19 protein-coding genes are annotated in these 18,140 nt (G+C 63.1%); 10 read left to right on the forward strand and 9 right to left on the reverse strand.

Annotation, left to right across the window (positions count from 1 at the left end; translation table 11 throughout):
- Nucleotides 1-112 precede the first annotated feature (112 nt).
- Nucleotides 113-784: a D-lyxose/D-mannose family sugar isomerase gene (locus AB6M95_RS05110; RefSeq protein ID WP_371385661.1), complete on the reverse strand. Its 672-nt coding sequence runs from the start codon at nt 782-784 to the stop codon at nt 113-115.
- An 89-nt stretch (nt 785-873) separates the two neighbouring features.
- Here AB6M95_RS05110 and AB6M95_RS05115 point away from each other — a divergent pair, with 89 nt between their 5' ends.
- The gene (locus tag AB6M95_RS05115; RefSeq protein ID WP_371385662.1) at nt 874-1,293 is read left to right on the forward strand and encodes a GNAT family acetyltransferase; all 420 of its coding nucleotides are present in this window, start codon (nt 874-876) and stop codon (nt 1,291-1,293) included.
- Here AB6M95_RS05115 and AB6M95_RS05120 read toward each other — a convergent pair whose 3' ends face one another.
- A complete protein-coding gene (locus tag AB6M95_RS05120; protein ID WP_371385663.1) occupies nt 1,294-1,701 on the reverse strand; it encodes a WYL domain-containing protein in 408 nt (135 codons plus the stop codon). It lies immediately after the preceding gene.
- Nucleotides 1,702-1,962: 261 nt separating this feature from the next.
- Between AB6M95_RS05120 and AB6M95_RS05125 the strand changes: the two genes are divergently transcribed.
- From AB6M95_RS05125 to AB6M95_RS05140, 4 genes are all read left to right on the forward strand, one after another.
- On the forward strand, nt 1,963-2,430 hold the full coding sequence (locus AB6M95_RS05125) for a bactofilin family protein (RefSeq protein WP_371385664.1): 468 nt from the start codon (nt 1,963-1,965) through the stop codon (nt 2,428-2,430).
- Between the two features lie 12 nt (nt 2,431-2,442).
- The gene (locus AB6M95_RS05130) at nt 2,443-2,601 is read left to right on the forward strand and encodes a hypothetical protein (RefSeq protein ID WP_371385665.1); all 159 of its coding nucleotides are present in this window, start codon (nt 2,443-2,445) and stop codon (nt 2,599-2,601) included.
- Between the two features lie 238 nt (nt 2,602-2,839).
- Nucleotides 2,840-4,048 (forward strand): phosphoserine phosphatase SerB, encoded by a 1,209-nt coding sequence (serB, locus tag AB6M95_RS05135; RefSeq protein ID WP_371385666.1) that lies wholly within the window; start codon nt 2,840-2,842, stop codon nt 4,046-4,048.
- A 410-nt stretch (nt 4,049-4,458) separates the two neighbouring features.
- The gene (locus AB6M95_RS05140) at nt 4,459-5,592 is read left to right on the forward strand and encodes an AI-2E family transporter (protein ID WP_371385667.1); all 1,134 of its coding nucleotides are present in this window, start codon (nt 4,459-4,461) and stop codon (nt 5,590-5,592) included.
- A gap of 95 nt (nt 5,593-5,687) precedes the next feature.
- Here the strand turns inward: AB6M95_RS05140 and AB6M95_RS05145 are convergent, their stop codons facing one another.
- The 7 genes from AB6M95_RS05145 to hflK all read right to left on the reverse strand — a co-directional run bounded on the left by AB6M95_RS05145 (nt 5,688) and on the right by hflK (nt 13,538).
- On the reverse strand, nt 5,688-6,311 hold the full coding sequence (locus AB6M95_RS05145) for a LysE family translocator (RefSeq protein ID WP_371385668.1): 624 nt from the start codon (nt 6,309-6,311) through the stop codon (nt 5,688-5,690).
- Nucleotides 6,312-6,559: 248 nt separating this feature from the next.
- A complete protein-coding gene (locus AB6M95_RS05150; protein WP_371385669.1) occupies nt 6,560-7,960 on the reverse strand; it encodes a sensor histidine kinase in 1,401 nt (466 codons plus the stop codon).
- 558 nt (nt 7,961-8,518) lie between these two features.
- Nucleotides 8,519-9,574 (reverse strand): hypothetical protein, encoded by a 1,056-nt coding sequence (locus tag AB6M95_RS05155; protein ID WP_371385670.1) that lies wholly within the window; start codon nt 9,572-9,574, stop codon nt 8,519-8,521.
- On the reverse strand, nt 9,575-10,462 hold the full coding sequence (gene panB / locus AB6M95_RS05160) for a 3-methyl-2-oxobutanoate hydroxymethyltransferase (RefSeq protein ID WP_371385671.1): 888 nt from the start codon (nt 10,460-10,462) through the stop codon (nt 9,575-9,577). It lies immediately after the preceding gene.
- A gap of 143 nt (nt 10,463-10,605) precedes the next feature.
- A complete protein-coding gene (locus tag AB6M95_RS05165) occupies nt 10,606-11,328 on the reverse strand; it encodes a LexA family transcriptional regulator (RefSeq protein WP_371385672.1) in 723 nt (240 codons plus the stop codon).
- A gap of 277 nt (nt 11,329-11,605) precedes the next feature.
- The gene (gene hflC / locus AB6M95_RS05170) at nt 11,606-12,454 is read right to left on the reverse strand and encodes a protease modulator HflC (RefSeq protein WP_371385673.1); all 849 of its coding nucleotides are present in this window, start codon (nt 12,452-12,454) and stop codon (nt 11,606-11,608) included.
- A 13-nt stretch (nt 12,455-12,467) separates the two neighbouring features.
- A complete protein-coding gene (hflK, locus tag AB6M95_RS05175) occupies nt 12,468-13,538 on the reverse strand; it encodes an FtsH protease activity modulator HflK (RefSeq protein WP_371385674.1) in 1,071 nt (356 codons plus the stop codon).
- Nucleotides 13,539-13,636: 98 nt separating this feature from the next.
- Between hflK and AB6M95_RS05180 the strand changes: the two genes are divergently transcribed.
- The 5 genes from AB6M95_RS05180 to AB6M95_RS05200 all read left to right on the forward strand — a co-directional run bounded on the left by AB6M95_RS05180 (nt 13,637) and on the right by AB6M95_RS05200 (nt 18,121).
- Nucleotides 13,637-14,113 (forward strand): YkgJ family cysteine cluster protein, encoded by a 477-nt coding sequence (locus tag AB6M95_RS05180; RefSeq protein ID WP_371385675.1) that lies wholly within the window; start codon nt 13,637-13,639, stop codon nt 14,111-14,113.
- Between the two features lie 2 nt (nt 14,114-14,115).
- Nucleotides 14,116-15,204 carry an efflux RND transporter periplasmic adaptor subunit gene (locus AB6M95_RS05185; RefSeq protein ID WP_371385676.1) on the forward strand — a complete coding sequence of 363 codons (1,089 nt, stop codon included), beginning with the start codon at nt 14,116-14,118 and terminating at the stop codon, nt 15,202-15,204.
- Nucleotides 15,204-15,905, forward strand: a complete 702-nt coding sequence (locus AB6M95_RS05190) for an ABC transporter ATP-binding protein (protein ID WP_371385677.1) — start codon at nt 15,204-15,206, stop codon at nt 15,903-15,905. The genes AB6M95_RS05185 and AB6M95_RS05190 overlap by 1 nt, the downstream gene beginning before the upstream one ends.
- A gap of 115 nt (nt 15,906-16,020) precedes the next feature.
- Complete coding sequence (locus tag AB6M95_RS05195; RefSeq protein ID WP_371385678.1) at nt 16,021-16,782, forward strand: hypothetical protein; 762 nt, start codon at nt 16,021-16,023, stop codon at nt 16,780-16,782.
- A gap of 109 nt (nt 16,783-16,891) precedes the next feature.
- Nucleotides 16,892-18,121, forward strand: coding sequence for an ABC transporter permease (locus AB6M95_RS05200; protein ID WP_371385679.1), 1,230 nt, complete (start codon nt 16,892-16,894; stop codon nt 18,119-18,121).
- The last annotated feature ends 19 nt before the right edge of the window (nt 18,122-18,140 follow it).

The raw sequence follows: 18,140 nt of genomic DNA on the forward strand, positions 1-18,140 counted from the left end.
GGTCGGTCGCGTGACAGTCTTCCGGCGGCGCGCGGAACGCGCCTTCGCGGGACGGCGGCAAAAAAAAAGGCCGTCCGGGCGGACGGCCTTTCCTGTCTTCAAGAGAGGGAATCTACACGTAGTCGGGATAGTCCGTGCACAGCAGGTGCAGCGGCGCTTCGTCCTCGTCGATTTCCGGGAACCGGGCCTGGGGCTCGTGGAACCGGTTGTCGGTGTTGTCGTCGTTCACGGACGAGACCTCGCCCACCAGGACCTTGCCCTTGCCGGGCTCGCCGTAAAACCGGTGGTACATGCCCTGTTCGAGGAAGATGGATTCGCCGGGCGTGAGCACCACCGTACCGCCGGGCTGGACGATACGCGTGAACCCGTCCACGGACACGGCCAGGGGCTCTTTGGCCAGCTCCTCGCCGGGCGTGGACCCGTACAGCTCGATGACCAGGTTGCCGCCGCCCCGGTTGATGATGTCCTCGGTCTTGGACCAGTGAAAATGCATGGGGCAGACCTGGTTCTCGCGGACGATCATGATCTTTTCCGCATACTTCTTGGGATGAAGGGTGGCCAGATTGCCGTTGCGGATGGTGAACAGGATCAGCCCGCGCTTCTCGAAATCCCCGGCCCCGTAGTCGGTCAGGTCCCAGCCGAGCTGGTTGCGGACCACCTCGGAGTCATCCTTGCCCTTCCACTGTTCCGGAGCCCAGAAGGCCCACGGCGGCAGGGCGAACTTGAAGGAGGCGAAGAATTCCTTGGCATCGCGGATGAGGGCGTTGATTTCGCTGCGTTTCATGCAATCTATCTAGGTGAGCCGGGTATCGGCGTCAAGGGGGAGCCTAAGGGTGCTGGACTTCCCGCCCCGGCGCGGGCTACATCATCCGCATGCCGGACACCATCATCACCTATGACGACGCCCGTCACCGCGAGCGGGTCATGGCCCTGTGGCGCGAGATATTCGGCTACCCGGCCGCCTACAACGATCCCGCCTTCGCCATCGACCGCAAGATCGCGGTGGACGATCTCTTCTGGGTGGCCGAAGACGGCGGGGAGATCATCGGGACCATCATGGCCGGATACGACGGCCACCGGGGTTGGATATACTCCCTGGCCGTGCCCCCGGACCGGCGCGGGCGCGGCCTGGGCTCCCGCCTCCTGGACCACGCGCTGGCCGCCCTCAAGGGGCGCGGCTGCGTCAAGGTCAACCTCCAGATCCTGGAATCCAACGAGGCCGTGCGCCGCTTCTACGAGGCCAACGGCTTCACCGTCGAACCGCGCCTGAGCATGGGCAAGGTCCTGAAGTAGCTACAGCTCCTTTTCCGTCAGGGCCTGGAACAGTTCCTCTCCGGAGAGTTCGGCGCCTTCGCAGTCTATGGGCCCCACGATTCGGGCTATCCTGAAGAACCGCTCTTCGTTGCGCAACGAGCAGAAGCCGCGAAGATATATCTGTCCACCGGGACTCTCCGCTATTTCATTGAGCTCGACCTTTCTGTGCGACCAGCCGGATGAGCTGGAATCGTAGGAGAATTCAATGGCTGTGCTCCCCTTCCAGAGTGTCGTGAGCGAACGCCGCCAGCCGTCGAACGGGTCGTACTCATCCTCTGAAACGGCTTCGGGCCGCCCCGTCGAAACCCCGGCAGGCGGGTTTTCCTTTTTCTTCCCGTAAAAAAATAACACAACGATCAGGAGCACGGCAAAAGCTGTCCAGCCCATTTTCTGTCCCTTGTTGTCCGGGGTTTTGGGAAGTTATCCCGAAAACGGACGCCTTTTCCCCATTCGTTATCACCGCGCCGGGCAATTTGTATAGCCCGGGAGCCCCGACGGCATAGCTTTTACCCCCGGACCGCCCCTTTCCCCTGTGGAAAAAAAAGTGGCATTCGGCATCAGCCGGGTATATAGGGGAACCCTGCTCTGCAGTAATGACCGCAACACGGTACGGTTTCGACCGACCGGGAAACGAGCGAGGAAGACGATATGGGCCTGTTCTCCGGCAAGAAGACCAAGGAAAATTCCGAATTGAACGCCTTTATGGGCGTCGGTACCGAATATAAGGGCAAACTCGATTTCGTCGGTACGGTGCGTATAGACGGCCGTTTCGAAGGGGAAATTTCCACCGAGGGCGTGCTCATTCTCGGGCGCAAGGCCTTCATCGAGGGGACCGTGCGCGTGGGCCAACTCAACTCCTGCGGGGAAATCCTCGGCAACGTGCAGGTCAAGGAAAAGGCCGTGTTCGAAAAGACCAGCGTGCTCAAGGGCAGTCTTGACACGCCGGTGCTTGTGGTGGAAAAGGGCGCCGTGGTCGAAGGAACCATCCGCATGACCAAGGGGGCGGCCATTGAGACCAAGCCCAAGGTCGTGTCAGCGAATTTCGGCGGCGGCATCAAGCCGGTCGCCAGGGAACTTGAGGTCGCCAAGACCGGCTCCGACGATAGCGGGGCATAACGGAGGTTTACGATGTTTGAAGTGGTTATCGAAGACAACGGCGCGGAATACGTCGCCTTTACCGCCGAGGACAAGCGCGAGGCCGAACTGCTCCTGCAGCGCCACGTTCGCTCCCTCACCGGCGGTATGGCCTACATCCGCGAGGCCAAGCCCGAACCGAAAAAGAAGTAACCGGCTCACCCCGGTTGCCCCAAGACCAGCCCCCGCCGCCCAGCGTCGGGGGCTGGTCTTGGTTGGGCCCCCGGCCCCCCATCCCCTCTTCCCTCCTAAACTTTTTGTGCCGCTTCGCGGGGCGGGGCGCGTTTTTGAGTGCGGGACGCCCCTCTGATGGGAGGTGGCGGCCCCCAAGGTTTACTGTCCTGGGGATATATGAGATGGTCCGCACGAAGTTCGCACGGGGGTTTTATCCATGGAAAAGATCATATTGGTGCATGTGACCGGCGGCGACCGACCCGGATTGACGGCCGAATTGTCCGGCGTCCTGGCAGGCTACGACGTGGACGTGCTCGACATCGGGCAGGTGGTCATCCACAACTTTCTGACCCTCGGCATCCTCATCCGGCTGCCCGCCAACTCCCAGCCCGTGCTCAAGGACCTGCTCTTCAAGGCCCACGAACTCGGCGTGACCATGCGCCTGCACCCCCTGGACGAGGAAAAATACAACTCCTGGGTGGGCGAGGCGCACAAGCCGCGCTACATCATCACCCTGCTGGCCCGCTCGGTATCCTCCTCGCAGATTGCGGCCATCACCAAGGTCGTGTCCGAGGCCGGACTGAACATCGACACCATCTATCGGCTGTCCGGCCGCGTGCCGCTCGACTGCAACGACTACGAGTGCTCGCGCGGCTGCGTCGAGTTCACCGTGCGCGGCACCCCGCGCGACGTGGCCGAGCTGCGCGCCCAGTTCCTGGAGATATCCTCCCGAATGATGGTCGACATCGGCTTCCAGGAAGACAACATCTTCCGGCGCAACCGCCGCCTGGTGGCCTTCGACATGGACTCCACCCTGATCCAGGCCGAGGTCATCGACGAACTGGCCAAGGAGGCGGGCGTGGGCGATCAGGTGGCCGCCATCACCGAATCCGCCATGCGCGGCGAACTCGACTTCAAGCAGTCCCTGCGCAAACGCCTCTCCCTGCTCGAAGGCCTCGACGAGTCCGTGCTCAAAAAGGTCGCCGACCAGCTGCCCATGTCCGAAGGCGCGGAAAAACTCATCTCCAACCTCAAGAACGTGGGCTACAAGATCGCCATCCTGTCCGGCGGCTTCACCTACTTCGGCGATATCCTGCGCAAACGCTACGGCATCGACTACGTCTACGCCAACGAACTCGAAATCGTGGACGGCAAACTCACCGGCAAGGCCGTGGGCGATATCGTGGACGCCCAGAAAAAGGCCGAACTGCTCCAGTCCATCGCCGACCAGGAACGCATCTCCCTGCAACAGGTCATCGCCGTGGGCGACGGGGCCAACGACCTGCCCATGCTCAACCTCGCGGGCCTGGGCATCGCCTTCCACGCCAAACCCAAAGTCAAACAGGGCGCCCGACAGGCCATCTCCACGCTGGGCCTCGACGCCATCCTCTTCCTCCTCGGCATGCGCTCCCGCGACGTGGTGTAGCGCGCGGCGGGAGGAAGAACCGGGGGAAGGGGAGAGGGGAAACCTTTGAGAAAAGGTTTCCCCTCTCCCCTTCCCCCGGACCCCCATCCCCTCTCCCTTTCTAAACTTTTTGTGCCGCTGCGCGGTGAGTGCGGGCGCGGTGCGCCGTGCGGCTGCGCGTTACTTTTTTATGGCTCAAAAGGGCGACCCTTCGCGTACGCACCTTCCGCGAAGCGGCGACAAAAAGTTTTGGAGATTCCAAAGAACCTTTTCCAAAAGGTTCTTTGGCCGCCGGAGGCATGCCTTTCACGCCCGCCCGGCGAGGCATGCCGGGGGCAAGGTATCTTCACACAAGTGGGCGTTGTCTAAAGCGGGGCGGGCTGGTAAGGAACGGGGCAGATTCATTTTCTTATCTTTTTTCAGGAGGGGCCATGTTCGAGAGCGGCAAGCCGTACACCCTGGATTCCGTGGTGCGGATGGTATTGGGGGCCGGTTTTTTTATCGGCATGGTCTGGCTGCTGGGCTATCTGTCGGGCGTGCTGGTGCCGTTCGTGGCGGCCCTGCTGGTGGCCTACCTGCTCAATCCGTTGACCTGTCTCGTTGAGAAGAAGGTGGGCAATCGCGGCGTGGCCGTGTTGCTGACCATGTTGCTCCTGCTGCTGGCCCTGGGCGGAGCGGTCCTGCTGGTGGTGCCCATGGTGGTCGGCGAGTTCGCGCACATGGGCGAGGTCCTGTCGCGGCTGATCACGAACACCGAGTTCGCGGACAAGGTCGCGGCCCATCTGCCGCCGGACATCTGGCAGTGGGTGCGCGACACCGTGCAGTCGCCCGAGGTCAGGGACCTGTTCACGGCCCAGGGCGCGCTCAACGCGGCCAAGGGCGTGCTCGGCAACCTGGTCCCGGGCATCCGAGGCGTGGCGGTGGGCGCGATCAACGCGGCGGCCGGGCTATTCGGGGTGTTCGTCATCGTCCTGTACGTGATCTTTCTGCTGGCCGATTTCGGGCGCATCAAGGCCGGGTGGCAGGATTACCTGCCCGCCCAATACCGTGAGGGCGTGACCGGGTTCCTGGGCGAGTTCGAGAAGACCATGGGACTGTATTTCCGGGGTCAGATCATCGTCTGCATGATCGTGGGCGTGCTCATGGCCATCGGCTTCGTGCTCATCGGCCTGCCGCTGGGCCTGGTGCTGGGGCTGCTCATCGGCGTCCTGAACATCGCCCCCTACCTGGGCGTGGCCGGGGCGATCCCGGTCCTGCTCCTGGCCGGGCTCGACTCGCTGGAGGCGGGCGAATCCGTATGGGTGGGCATCGGCCTGGCCGTGGCGGTCATGGCCGTGGTCCAGGTCATCCAGGACGCGGTCCTGGTCCCGAAAATCCAGGGCGAGAGCCTGGGGTTGTCCCCGTGGCTCATCCTCCTGTCCCTGTCGGTCTGGGGCAAGCTCCTCGGCTTCCTCGGCCTGCTCATCGCCCTGCCCATGACCTGCCTGTGCCTGTCCTACTACCGCCGCCTGCTGGCCAAGAAGGCGGCCGAACTCCCGCCGGACCCGGTGGCGGAAACGGACTGATCCCCGTGACATGAACGCAGAAAGCCCCCGGTCCGATGTGGACCGGGGGCTTTTTGCATCCGCCGGGGCGGGGAGCATCGTGAAGGGGCCTCCTGTCAAGCCCGCTTCAACGCGGCGGTCAGTATCCCCGCGCCGATCAGGGTGGTGCCGCCGATGCGGTTGACGATCTTCATGGAGCGGGGGTTGGCCACGATGCGGCGGGCCTTGACCGCGAGCAGGGCGTAGAATAGGGCGACCGCCATGGTCAGGACCTGGACGGTGATTTCGAGGATGAGCAGTTGCGGCAGCTGGGGGCGGTCCGGGGCGATGAACTGGGGCAGGAAGGCGCACAGGAAGACAATGGCCTTGGGGTTGGTGGCCGTGACCATGCAGGCGTTGAGCAGGTGGGTCCTTTTCCTGGCCGGGCGCGCGGTTTCCGGGTCGGCTCCGGTCTCCGGAGCGGCCCGCCACGCCTTGACGCCGAGGTAGACGAGATAGGCCGCGCCGACCCACTTGAAAGCGGTGAACAGCTCGGCGGAGGTGGCCAGGAGCACGCCCAGCCCGGCCAGGGAAGCCGTGGCGGCCACGGCATTGCCCAGGCCCACGCCCAGGGCCAGAGGCACGGCGGCCCGCCGTCCCTGGGTCAGTGAACTGCCCACGACCATCATCACGGTGGGCCCGGGAATGAGCAGCACCACCACGGTGGCGGTCAGAAAAACCAGATAGGTATCGAGATCCATGCGCGCTCCGGATGTCAGAGGAAAAACGAACCGCGATTGAACGGGCAACCCGCCGGATTGTCAAGCCGGGAGCCGCCTCGCCTCTTAGCCTCCGCCCAATCCCCCCCCCTAGCCCGAATGGAGGCTTTCGAGAGTGGTGCAGCTGTGCATTTTTCGCCGGGGTCTTTCACCGTAGCGTAGCCGTCTACGTGAGGATGAGAGGCCCCGGCGGAAAATGTGCAGATGCGCCGCTATCGGAATCCGACGTTTTACGCTTGCTCGAAGGGGAGCACGAAGGAGAACTCGTTGCCCTCTCCGGTGTGTTGGTAGGCGACCTTGCCGCCGTGCAGTTCGACCACCTGGCGGACGAAGTAGAGGCCGCGCCCGGTGCCCGCCTTGTGGGCCACGTTGTCCGCGCGGAAGCCGGGCTTGAACACGTCCATGGGCTCGTTCAGGTCGAGGGCGGCGCCCGAGGAGGTCACCCACACGCGGATGCCGGGCTTGCCCGGCCCGAAGAAGTCGGCCACGACCTTCCAGCCGTAGGTCACGCACTTCTCCTCTCCGCCCTGGCCGTCCGGCGCGGGCTCGGTGTACTTCAGCGCGTTGGACAGGAGGTTGTCCAGGACCTGGGAGATGAGGCCCCGGTCCAGGACCAGGCGGATGACCTGGTCTTCGGCGCATTCCCCGATCAGGATCAGTTGGATGCCGTTCTCCTCGAACCTGTGGCGGAACCGCTCGATGATCGGGGCGACCACCGAGGTGGGCAGGTTCTCGTCCCGCTTTTCGAGCACGTAGCGACCCTCCTCGAAGTGCCGCCGCCGGAGCAGGGTCTCCAGGAACATGGAGGTGGACTCGTAGTGGGAGTATATTTCCTGGTACTGGGCCTCGATGCCCCCGGCGATCTCGGCCAGCCGGTTGCCCTCGTCGACGAGTTCCGGGGTCGCGCCCACGTTGACCTTGGCCAGGATGGAGGAGGTGGTCAGGTGCAATTGCTCGATCTTGCGCTTGAGCCGGTTGAAATAGAGCTTGTAGAACATGTTGGGCACGATGACGTTGTGCCCGATGTCCTGGACCATGGACTTGATGAAGGCGATGTGCTCGCGGTTTCGGGAGCGGATGATCCGGTGGTGGAGCTGGTAGCCCACGCGGTTGACGTATTTTTCGAGGAACAGCCGGGCATGGCCGGGCAGCCCGGAGCACGGGCGCATGGCGAAGCTGCCCAGGACGTTGTGGGGCGGCTCGAAGGAGAGCATGTCGTTGTAGTCCGGGTTGCCCCGGATGGGGATGTACATGGTCTCGCCGTCGATGGTCAGGCGGTCGTTCATGACCTCGCTCCAAGGCTTGGTGGATTCCTTGTCGCATCGGCCCGTGGAGCAGGCGGCCAGGGAGAAGGTCTCCTCATCCTCCAGGAGGTACAGGATCGACTCCAAGCCGAACAGGGCCTGGGGGATGGCCATGCAGACCGCGTAGAACATCTCGCGGCCGCGCAGCTCCTGGGAGAGCTCGAAGAAGATGTTCAGGGCCAGGATCTGCCGCCGGGAGAAGTCGTACCCGTCGTAGTCCAGGAACTTGGACTCGATACGCTCGACGATGAGGGCGATGCGCTCGTCGTCGGAGAGGTCGAGCAGGGTGTCGCTGAAGAGGGCGTGGTCCTTGTCGAGGTCGTTCATGTGCGCACGTCCGGGCCGGTTGAGGATGCCAGTTTGACATACATATACGCCGTCGCGGCGGTTCTGACAAGAAATGACCGGAACAGTCCGGGAATCGTGGGAGTTAGGAAAAGGCGAAAGGGCCGCTTGCGCGGCCCTTTCAGGGGTTAGAGGTCTGCTTTCGAGGAGGGGTTTGAGGTTGGAAACTGCTTTTCAAGGGAGGTATGGTATATGCTAAATGGCCTGGTCCTTGCGCCGTTTGACCCGGACGGGATGGGGGGTTGACGTCCGGACGGGCACGGGGACCCTGGCCGTTAAGCCGAAATCTTCCCCGACTTCCCGGACGCCGGGGGCGGCGTCCGGGTCGGTGAGGAGGGGCCGTCGCAACAACACGACGACCAGGATGATGAGAGTGACGGTAACTGCATCAATCATGACTTGCTTTAAGCACAGTCCGTGCCAAAGGTTCGAAATCAACAATTACAACTGGTTGTGTGATTGTTGCATGTTCAACGTATGTGCAATGTGATGTGTATTGCACATAATTCTGTGCAACGTTGCACAACGGGACCCGGGGGATCAGTTCATGATCAGGGCGTAGACCGTGCCCACCAGGGCGATGGCCAGGCTGCGCGACAGCTGGTTGTAGAGGATGAGCTTGAAGGCCATGCGCGGGCGGAATATGCCCGCGTAGTAGGGGAACTGGTGGCGGAAGGCGCGCACCGGCGAGGAGAGCACATTGCCGAGCATGAGCGCCAGGATGACCTGCACCTGGGTGAGGCTGGTGTCGGCGATGAGCGCGCTGGCCACGGCCAGCCCGGCGGTGAATTCGGCGGCCATGTGGAAGGCCACGATGGACAGGGCTTCGGGCGGCAGGAAGGTGAACAGCGGCACCCCGCCCGCCATGGCCGACTGGAGCCATGCGAACAGGCCGAGCTGCTTGAGTACGAAGAACAGGGTGTAGATGGGGCAGGTCACGTAGAGGATCTTGGGCAGCCGCTTGAGGAACCGCCTCCAGGCCTGCTTGAGGGCGCGGCCCAGGTTGGCCGAGAGCCTGCGCCGGGCGATGAGCACGACCGGGCCGGGCCGCCGCCTGAGGCTTCGCCAGGTGATCTTCACCTTGGGCTTGTTCTCCCCTTCGATCTCGGCCAACCGGCAGGGCAGGCAACCCGGCGGCAGGGGCGGGAGCAGGAACTTGCCCGCGAAGACGATGCCCATGGTCCGCAGGACCGAGGCCAGGGCGGTCAGCCCCACGTAGGTGTAGGCGGCCGAGCCGATGAACGGGCTGGCGATGAAGAAGATGGTCGGCAGGTGCAGGAAATAGGTGGGCAGGGAGTTGAACAGGTTGGACAGGACCAGCTCCCGGTCCGACAGCTCGCCCTTCTCGTGGGCCTCTGAGAGCATGGTGTTGGCCGTGATCCCGGAGAAGAAGGCCATGGTGAAGCTGGCCGCCGAGATGTCCTTGAGCCGCGCGCGCCGGGCCAGGGGGTCGGCCAGCTTGGCCGCGTAGCGGGTCCAGCGCAGGGACTCGATGAGGATGCCCACCATCAGGGCCACGGAGATAAAGAAGGTCAGTCTGATGAGCGGCCAGAACAGGCCGCTCCAGAGCACCGGCCAGGAGAGGTCGAGATGCATCTACTTCTTCTTGGGTTTGACCTTGATCTTGCGGACCTGGGCCAGCTCGGCCTCGGGCATGTAGAAGGTGTTTTTGTCGCCTGGGAACGTGGTCTTGCGAACCTCGGCGCAGTACATCTCCACGGCCTGGCGCGAGGTCTCGCCCAGCTCGGCGAAGCGGCGCACGAACTTGGGCGTGAAGCGGTCGAACAGGCCTAGGGCGTCGTGGTAGACCAGGACCTGGCCGTCGGTCACGTTGCCCGCGCCGATGCCGATGGTCGGGATGTTCACGGCCTCGGTGATGAGCTGGGCCGCCTCCACCGGGATGGCCTCCAGGACCACGCAGAACGCGCCCGCGTCCTCCACGGCCTGGGCGTCCTCGATGAGCTGGCGGGTGGCTTCGGCGGATTTGCCCTGGGCCTTGAACCCGCCGAACTTGGCCACGTGCTGCGGGGTCAGGCCCACGTGGGCCATGACCGGCACTCCGGCCTCGGTCATGGCGGTGATCTGCGGGACCACCGGGCGGCCGCCCTCGAGCTTGACCGCCCTGGCGCCGCCCTCGCCCATGAGCCGGTGGGCGGTTTCGAGCGCCCGGTCCACGGTGGCGAAGGACATGAACGGCATGTCGGCCACCAGCAGGGCGCGTTGGATGCCCCGGGCCGCCGCCCGCGTGTGGTGGACCATTTCGTCCACGGTCACGGACAGGGTGTCCGGACGGCCGAGCACGACCATGGCCAGGGAGTCGCCCACCAGGACGAGGTCCACGCCCGCCTGGTCCGCGATGAGCGCGGAGGGGTAGTCGTAGGCGGTCATGCAGCAGATCTTCCCGCCGCCCTTCATGGCCAGGATGTCGGGCGCGGTAACGGGCTTGGCCTGGGACGCCGGTGGGGTCTTCTCGGTGGTGCTCATGGCCCGGAGAGTAGGGCCGCGGGCGGCCTCAAGTCAAGGATTCATGCCCCCGGGCCGGGAGCGGCGCGAAGGACGAAAAAAAGGGCCGCCCGGCGTGCGGGCGGCCCTTTTATATGTTTCGGTGCGGACCGAAACCCCCATGGCTACATGGGAGCGAGGTTCTGCAGAACCCAGATAACACGGCCCACGGTGCGGTCGTTCATCTCTTCGGCCGGAATGGTCAGGTCGGAGTACTGGTCGTTGTCCGCCTTGAGCAGGAAGGTGTCGCCCTGGTGGAAGACCCTGCGGATGGTCAGCCCCTGGTGGGGGAAGTGGACTGCGCACAGGTCGCCGTCCGGGTGCTCGCTCTGGTCGCGGTCGATGCCGACGAACGCGCTGCGGGTGATGACCGGGTCCATGCTTGCGGAGTCGACCTTCACGACCAGCAACTTGGGCCGGCAGAAGGACTCGGGCACGGACAGTTCCTCGATGGACTTGGGCTCCCATTCGGCGGCGTCCTTGTCGGCGCCGGCCATGGTGGAGACCGGGACCAGACGGCCGCGCGAGTTCATGCGGCCGTAGGGGGCCGGGGTCTCGCGCAGCAGGGTGTCGGCCGGGACCTTGGCCTTGTCCGCGTTGATATACACGGGCTCCACGCCTTCGGAGAGCCAGTCCGGATCCAGTCCGTGGCTGCGGTAGAGTTTCAGAAACCAGTCAGCGGGGATAGAGCATCTGCGCTTGGCATCCGAAATACTTGACTGACGAACGTCGAGCACTTCGGCCAACTGGACCTGGGTGCGGGCCCCGGTCGCCTTCTTGATGCGTTCAAGTGCTTCCTCGAACCACTTGAGCTGCGCTTCGTCACATCTCCGTTTTTTCTTGGGCATAGTCGCTCCTTAACAAGTGATGGCGGCATGCGGGGGGCCTTTCCTCATAATCGGAATATGGAATTCCCTGTATGCTCGCCATTATATTTTTGAAGGGGGATAATCCCCCGAGCCAAACGACAGTTCGTGTCTACTTTTCATTGCCGGGAAAATCTCCCAGCGACTTTGGGAGAATATCCCGATAATGTCAATGATATCGTTTAAGGTTATTTTTGGCAAAAGAAAAAGGATGTGGCCCTTGTGTGACCACATCCTCATTTGAGGCATAGGTGTTTTTCTATTGCAGATGTTTCAGGAAGGGGCTCTTGGGCGTCAGTATGAAGCGGGTATCCTTCTCGAAACCGCGCCTGTAGGCGTCCAGGCTCCGGGTGAAATCGTAAAACTCGGGATTTTGCCCCAGAGACTCGGCGTAGATCTTCGTGGCCTGGGCGTCGCCCTCGCCTCGGATGATCTCGGACTGCTTGCGGGCGTCGGCCAGGATGATGGACCGTTCCTTGTCGGCGTTGGCCTTGATCTTGGCCGAGGCCTCCTGGCCTTCGGAGCGGTACTGCTTGGCCTGGCGCTCGCGCTCGGCCTTCATGCGGCCGTAGATGGACCGGGCGTTCTCGGCGGGCAGGTCCGTACGCTTGATGCGCACGTCCAGAACCTCGATGCCGTAGGGCAGGAGCAATTCGCGGGAGCGTTTGGTCACGGCGTCCATGATCTCCTGGCGCTTGTGCGAAACCACCTCGATCAGGGTGTAGCGGCCCAGCGCCACCCTGAGCTGCGAGCGGACGATGTCGTCCAGCCGGGCCCGGGCGCCCTGGATGGTGCGCACCTTGGTGTAGAAGGTCAGGGGGTCGGTGATCCGCCACTTGGTGTAGGAGTCCACGTTCATGTACTTCTTGTCCGTGGTGGTGATCTCCTCGGGCTTGGCGTCGAAGTCCAGGATGCGGGCGTCGAAGAAGACCACGTTCTGGATCAGGGGCAGCTTGAAGTGCAGGCCCGGTCCGAGCTGTCCGGTCACCGGACGGCCGAGCTGGATGACGATGGCCTGTTGGGTCTGGTCCACGGTGAAGGCCGCGGAGGTCAGGACAAAGGCCCCCAGGATGATCAGAACGCTTATGATGATGGTCGATTTTTTCATTGCATGTCCCCCTTTATTGCCCTTCCTTGGGGGCGGCCCTGCGGGGCTGCTTGTCCAGGGGGAGATAGGGCACGGATTGCTTCAGGGCGTCGTCGGACATGATCAGCTTCTCCGCGTCGGGATTGGAAAGAATGGTCTCCATGGTCTCCAGGTAGAGACGCTTGCGGGTGATGTCCTTGGCCTTGTTGTATTCCTTGAGCACGGCCAGGAACCGGGCGGCGTCGCCCTCGGCCCCGAGGATCTTGGTTTCCTTGTAGGCCTGTGCCGCGTTGGTGATGCGGGAGGCCTCGCCGCGCGCCTTGGGCAGGATGTCGCGCTGGTAGGCCTCGGCCTCGTTGATGTAGCGGCTCTTGTCCTCGCGGGCGCTGGCCACGTCCTTGAAGGCCTCGATGACCTCGTCCGGCGGATGCACGTTCTGCATCTGCACGGCGACCACGGACAGCCCGCTGTGGTAGTTGTCCAGGATGCGCTGCATCAGCTCGCGGGTCTGGACCTGGATCTCCTGCTTGCCGGTGGTCAGGGCGTCGTCGATCTTGCCGTTGCCGATGACTTCGCGCATGGCCGCCTCGCCCGCGTGGGCCAGGGTCTGCTCCGGGTCGTTGACGTTGAACAGGTAGTTCTCGGCGTCCTTGATCATGTACTGGACGATGAACTGGACCGAGACGATGTTCTCGTCGCCGGTGAGCATCAGGGATTCCTCCTTGACCTCCCGGCTGACGCCCTGCTGGAAGCTCTGGGTGACGGGCCTGCCCACGGACCGGAAGCCGAATTCCACGCGGCGGATCTGGGTCACCTTGGGGGTGAGCACGCTTTCCACCGGGTAGGGAATGTGGTAGTTCGGACCCGCCGTGGTGATGCGGTTGTACTTGCCGAACTGCTTGACCACGCCGACCTCGTCGGGTTCGACGATGTAGAACCCGCTGGCGATCCAGAGGAGGACGATGAGAGGAATGACGAGCTTCCAACCGGGCAGCTTGAACCTCTTCAGTTTCTCGAGCTGGTCCTGGAAATCGTCGAAGCTCGGCGGTTTACCGCCGGGGCGCCCCTGTTGCTGCTTTTGTAATTTGTCCCAATCCCAATTCATAATGACCACAAGTAGGCATATTGCGTGGGCAGGTCAAGAAAAGCCGGAGGAAAAACCATGAACGCGATCGCATCGCGTACGATTCGGAGCCGCCGGACGTGATCGGGTCCATTTCCCTTACCGGGCTCTTCCGCCGCTTCCGCTCCCTCGTCCTGCGCCGCGAGGTGGAGGTGGTCGGCCGGTGCAACCGCTGCGGCCGCTGCTGCCGGTCCATCCATCTGCGCGACCAGGGGCGCTGGCTGCGCCGCGCCGCCCAGTACGATAAACTGGTGGCCGACGCCCCGGAGCACGCCCGGTTCCGCCCGGTGGGGCGCGGGGACCAGGGCTTCCTGCTCTTCGACTGCGCCCTGCTCGGAGACGACAATCTGTGCACCGCCCACGACACCCGGCCCGCTTTATGTAGAAATTATCCGCCCAAGTCGTTATATTACGAGGGCGGCCGCCTTCCGAACGACTGCGGCTATTCCTTCAGGGCCGCGACCTTCCGCGACGTGCTGCTGCGCCGCAAGCCGTTCAAACCCGCCGATTTCTCCGCCGTCCTGCGCCGGGAAATCCAACAGGATAAAGACGAATAGACATGAAAAAACTCATATTCATCCTCATCGCCGCGCTTCTGACCGGGGGCGGCGTCTGGTACTTCACCGCGGGCCAGTCCAGGGACAGGATCAAGGTCCTCAAGACCGCCGAGGTGACGAGGGGCAGCGTGTCCAAGGTCCTGGAGGCCACCGGCATCGTCAAGGCCCAGGTGGGCGCCCAGGTCAAGATCGGGGCCCAGGCCACCGGCGTGCTCGAATCCGTGCCCGTCAAGGTAGGCGACCACGTCAAAAAGGGCGACCTCATCGCCAAGATCGACGCCCGCGAACTCAAGGCGCGCATCGCCGAGGCCCAGGCCAACCTCGACCTGACCCAGGCCAAGCTCGAATACATGGAGAAGAACCTGCCCCGCAAACGCACCCTGGTCCAGAAGCGGCTCGAGGCCCAGGACTCCCTGGACGTGGCCACCCAGGACGCGGAGATGGCCCGCTACAGCGTGGCCGCGGCCAAGGCCTTTCTCGACACCCTCAAGGTCCAGCTCTCCTACACCAACATCTACTCGCCCATCGACGGGGTGGTCAGCCAGGTGGCCGCCCAGGAGGGCGAGACCATCGTCTCCGGCCTGTCCGTGTCCAACCTGATCACCGTGCTCAACCCCGAGAAGCTCGAGATGTGGATCTACGTGGACGAGACCGACGTGGGCCGCGTCAAGCCCGGCCTGGCCGTGCGCTATACCGTGGACGCCTACCGCGACAAGGTCTTCGAGGGCGCGGTGGACCGCATCTACCCCGAGCCGGAAATCCGCGACAACATCGTCTACTACCGCACCCTGGTGAAGGTCACCCGCGAACAGGCCGATTTCCTGCGGCCCGAGATGACCACCCAGTGCAAGATCGTCGTCCAAACCAAGGACGACGTGCTGACCGTGCCCAACAACGCGCTCAAGTGGGTCAAGGACCGCCAGGTCTGCTTCCGGGTGACCGAGCCCGAAAAGCAGCCCGAGGAGATCACCCCCAAGCTCGGTCTCATCGGCCTGGAGCGCTCCGAGGTCCTCGAAGGGTTGTCCGAGGGCGACGTGGTCGCCACCCAGCTCGTCCTGCCCGGCGCCAAGGTCGGCAAGAAGGGGTTGTGATGACGCAACCCGCCATCTCCCTTCAGGGGATCACCAAGACCTTTCTCCAGGGCAAGGGCGACGACGCCGAGACCGGCATCGAGGTCCTCAAGGGCATCACCCTGGACGTGGCCCAGGGCGAGTTCATCGCCCTGCAGGGCACGTCCGGCTCGGGCAAGTCCACCCTGCTGCACATCATCGGCCTGCTCGACCGGCCCACCGCGGGCGTCTACAACCTGCTCGGCCGCGACGCCTCCAACCTCGACGACGACCAGCAGTCCGACCTGCGCAACCGGGCGCTGGGCTTCGTGTTCCAGTCCTTCTACCTGATCTCCTACGCCACCGCGCTCGAGAACGTCATCCTGCCCGGCCTCTACTCCGGCAAGCCGCGTTCCGAACTGACCGCCCGCGCGGAGAACCTCATGGAGCGCGTCGGCCTGGCCGACCGCATGCACTTCAAGCCCTCGCGCCTGTCCGGCGGCCAGCAGCAGCGCGTGGCCATGGCCCGCGCCCTGCTCAACGACCCGCGGATCCTCCTGGCCGACGAGCCCACCGGACAGCTCGACTCCAAGACCTCCGGCGAGATCATGAAGCTCTTCCACGACGTGCACCGCGCCGGGCAGACCATCGTCCTGGTCACCCACGACGAGGACGTGGCCCGCGAGGCCGACCGCATCATCCGCCTGCACGACGGACGCATCGCCGAGGATGTGAAGGTGTAGAAAAGGGAAGAATGCCTCCGGCGGCCAGAGGGGGAAACTTTCAAGAAAGTTTCCCCCTCTGGACTCCCCCTTCAAAGTTTTTTAGCGCCGCCTTCGGCGGAGAGTGAGGGTGAACATGTTTGGATTATTTAAGAAGAGGAAAAAGAAGCCGTCTAAGGAACTATTCTCAAGCATGTTTAGTTCGCTTGCTCTGTTGAGTGCTGTACAGGATGCCTATAACGATTATGCCAAAAGAGTAAACGAAGGTGAGGTTGTCTACCCAGCCCATCGCCGAAAGGGGGATGGGATTGTGCCTGTTTGGCATGATGTGCGAACGGAAGCTCTTGGAACAATGTTTGGTTTCGGGGAATCTGATATTGCATCATTGGCAAAGAGAGAAAGTACATGCCAGCTGATGTTGCTGTCTTCGTTTCTTAAGGAACGTCCTCATTTAGAATTTCCCCAGCCGAGGGGGGAGGTTGTGGCGGACACCATTCAAGCTGTATGGCAGATATATCTTTACCTTTCGGCTGTTGGGAAAGAGGTTTGCGACCGAGAAACAGATTCGGACCAATTAAGCCTGAGCGGAAAAGGGATACTTGATTCGTTAGAAGCCAGAGCGGTGCTTTTACGGTCGGAATGGGAGATCTTCCAATCAAAATTATCTTCTGGTGCATCAAGTTTGGCTGAGATTCCAAAAACAGTCTTTGATGTTGTTTTTGAAGATGTTACAAAAAAAACAAAATCCATAGCACTTTCATGTTTTTTTGGGCCTAACTATGAGTCTAATATCAAAAGATTAAAAGCAGAAGCCGGTGGCGATAAAGAGAAGTTGAAAGCCATAAATGAGATAGTGGCAAAGTTAATGGAAGCTAGTACTCCAGATGAACTAATGTGATGTCCCCCTCTTCGCGAAGCGACACAAAATGTTTCGGAAGAGGAGAGGGGAAAGCCCTTTTCAAAGGGTTCCCCTCTCCCCTTCCCCCGGCCGCCGGAGGCATAACACAATGATACGGACTGTGGGACGCATAGCAAGCATGGGCCTGGAGGCCGTCTGGGCCTTCAAGCTGCGGTCCATATTCGTGGTCCTGGGCGTGGCCTTCGGCATCGCCTCGCTGACCCTGATCGTCACGGCCGTGGACGGGGCCAACCGCATGGCCGTGGACATGGTCGACATGTTCGGGCCGGACGCGGCCCTGGTCTTCGGCGGCAATTTCCAGAAGCGGGCCGTGGGCATGCGCACCCTGACCCTCAGCCGCGAGGACGCCGAACGCATCCGCGACTCCCTGCCCGGCGCGTACCAGGTGCTGCCCATGCGGGCCAAGTACGGGCAGACGGTCCGGGCGGGCAACCGCACCTATCACGACGTGGTCATCGTGGGCACCACCGAGGGCTATTCCAAGGCCTGGAACTGGCCGCTCAGCGAGGGCCGCGACCTGTCGGCCGAGGACGAGCGCATCGGGGCCAAGGTCGCCCTGCTCGGCGAAACGCCGTCCCGCGAACTGTTCGGCGACGAGTCGCCCGTGGGCAGGGTCGCCTACATCTCGGGCATCCCGTTCCAGGTGGTCGGCAAGCTCTCCTACCGCGGCGTGACCTCGGGGGGGGGCGGCGACGTGGACAACCGCATCATCATCCCCCTGTCCACCCTGGTCCAGCGGTACAACCTGGACCGCAAGTACTTCCGGGCCCTGCGCGTCAAGTTCGTGGAGCCGGACTACATGGCCGCGCACACCGAGAACCTGCGCTCCCTGCTCCGGCACCTGCACCACCTCCAGCCCGAGGAGGACGACGACTTCTCCATCGTCACCGCCGACGAAATCCTCAAGTTCCTGGCGTTCTTCAAGGGCGGCCTGACCGTATTCCTGGGGGTGACCGCGGGCATCGCCGTGCTCGTGGGCGGGTTCGTCCTGGCCAACCTCTTCTCCATCTCGGTCTCGGAGCGGGCCGAGGAGATCGGCCTGAAAAAGGCCATGGGCGCGCGCAACTCCGCCATCATGCTGCAATTCCTGGTCGAGGCCTGCGCCTTGACCCTGCTCGGCGGCGTGCTCGGCCTGTTCCTCGGCCTGGGGCTCGGCCAGTTCCTGTCGCGCCTCGACATCCTGACCATCCAGTTCTCCTGGAAGGCGTTCTTCATGGCCCTGGCCGGGTCCCAGGCCGTGGGACTGGTCTTCGGCCTCAAACCCGCCCGCCAGGCCGCGTCCCTGGACCCCATCCAGGCCCTGCGCGGCGAGGGCTAGACCGCCGGTCCGGGAAAAG

The organism is Pseudodesulfovibrio karagichevae (assembly GCF_041414475.1).
Taxonomy (GTDB): Bacteria; Desulfobacterota; Desulfovibrionia; order Desulfovibrionales; family Desulfovibrionaceae; genus Pseudodesulfovibrio; species Pseudodesulfovibrio karagichevae.

Bases quoted from the DNA above. Each gene is read 5' to 3' on its own strand.
- AB6M95_RS05110 (WP_371385661.1), bottom strand. From the start codon at position 784: ATGAAACGCAGCGAAATCAACGCCCTCATCCGCGATGCCAAGGAATTC.
- AB6M95_RS05115 (WP_371385662.1), top strand. From the start codon at position 874: ATGCCGGACACCATCATCACCTATGACGACGCCCGTCACCGCGAGCGG.
- AB6M95_RS05120 (WP_371385663.1), bottom strand. From the start codon at position 1,701: ATGGGCTGGACAGCTTTTGCCGTGCTCCTGATCGTTGTGTTATTTTTT.
- AB6M95_RS05125 (WP_371385664.1), top strand. From the start codon at position 1,963: ATGGGCCTGTTCTCCGGCAAGAAGACCAAGGAAAATTCCGAATTGAAC.
- AB6M95_RS05130 (WP_371385665.1), top strand. From the start codon at position 2,443: ATGTTTGAAGTGGTTATCGAAGACAACGGCGCGGAATACGTCGCCTTT.
- serB (WP_371385666.1), top strand. From the start codon at position 2,840: ATGGAAAAGATCATATTGGTGCATGTGACCGGCGGCGACCGACCCGGA.
- AB6M95_RS05140 (WP_371385667.1), top strand. From the start codon at position 4,459: ATGTTCGAGAGCGGCAAGCCGTACACCCTGGATTCCGTGGTGCGGATG.
- AB6M95_RS05145 (WP_371385668.1), bottom strand. From the start codon at position 6,311: ATGGATCTCGATACCTATCTGGTTTTTCTGACCGCCACCGTGGTGGTG.
- AB6M95_RS05150 (WP_371385669.1), bottom strand. From the start codon at position 7,960: ATGAACGACCTCGACAAGGACCACGCCCTCTTCAGCGACACCCTGCTC.
- AB6M95_RS05155 (WP_371385670.1), bottom strand. From the start codon at position 9,574: ATGCATCTCGACCTCTCCTGGCCGGTGCTCTGGAGCGGCCTGTTCTGG.
- panB (WP_371385671.1), bottom strand. From the start codon at position 10,462: ATGAGCACCACCGAGAAGACCCCACCGGCGTCCCAGGCCAAGCCCGTT.
- AB6M95_RS05165 (WP_371385672.1), bottom strand. From the start codon at position 11,328: ATGCCCAAGAAAAAACGGAGATGTGACGAAGCGCAGCTCAAGTGGTTC.
- hflC (WP_371385673.1), bottom strand. From the start codon at position 12,454: ATGAAAAAATCGACCATCATCATAAGCGTTCTGATCATCCTGGGGGCC.
- hflK (WP_371385674.1), bottom strand. From the start codon at position 13,538: ATGAATTGGGATTGGGACAAATTACAAAAGCAGCAACAGGGGCGCCCC.
- AB6M95_RS05185 (WP_371385676.1), top strand. From the start codon at position 14,116: ATGAAAAAACTCATATTCATCCTCATCGCCGCGCTTCTGACCGGGGGC.
- AB6M95_RS05190 (WP_371385677.1), top strand. From the start codon at position 15,204: ATGACGCAACCCGCCATCTCCCTTCAGGGGATCACCAAGACCTTTCTC.
- AB6M95_RS05195 (WP_371385678.1), top strand. From the start codon at position 16,021: ATGTTTGGATTATTTAAGAAGAGGAAAAAGAAGCCGTCTAAGGAACTA.
- AB6M95_RS05200 (WP_371385679.1), top strand. From the start codon at position 16,892: ATGATACGGACTGTGGGACGCATAGCAAGCATGGGCCTGGAGGCCGTC.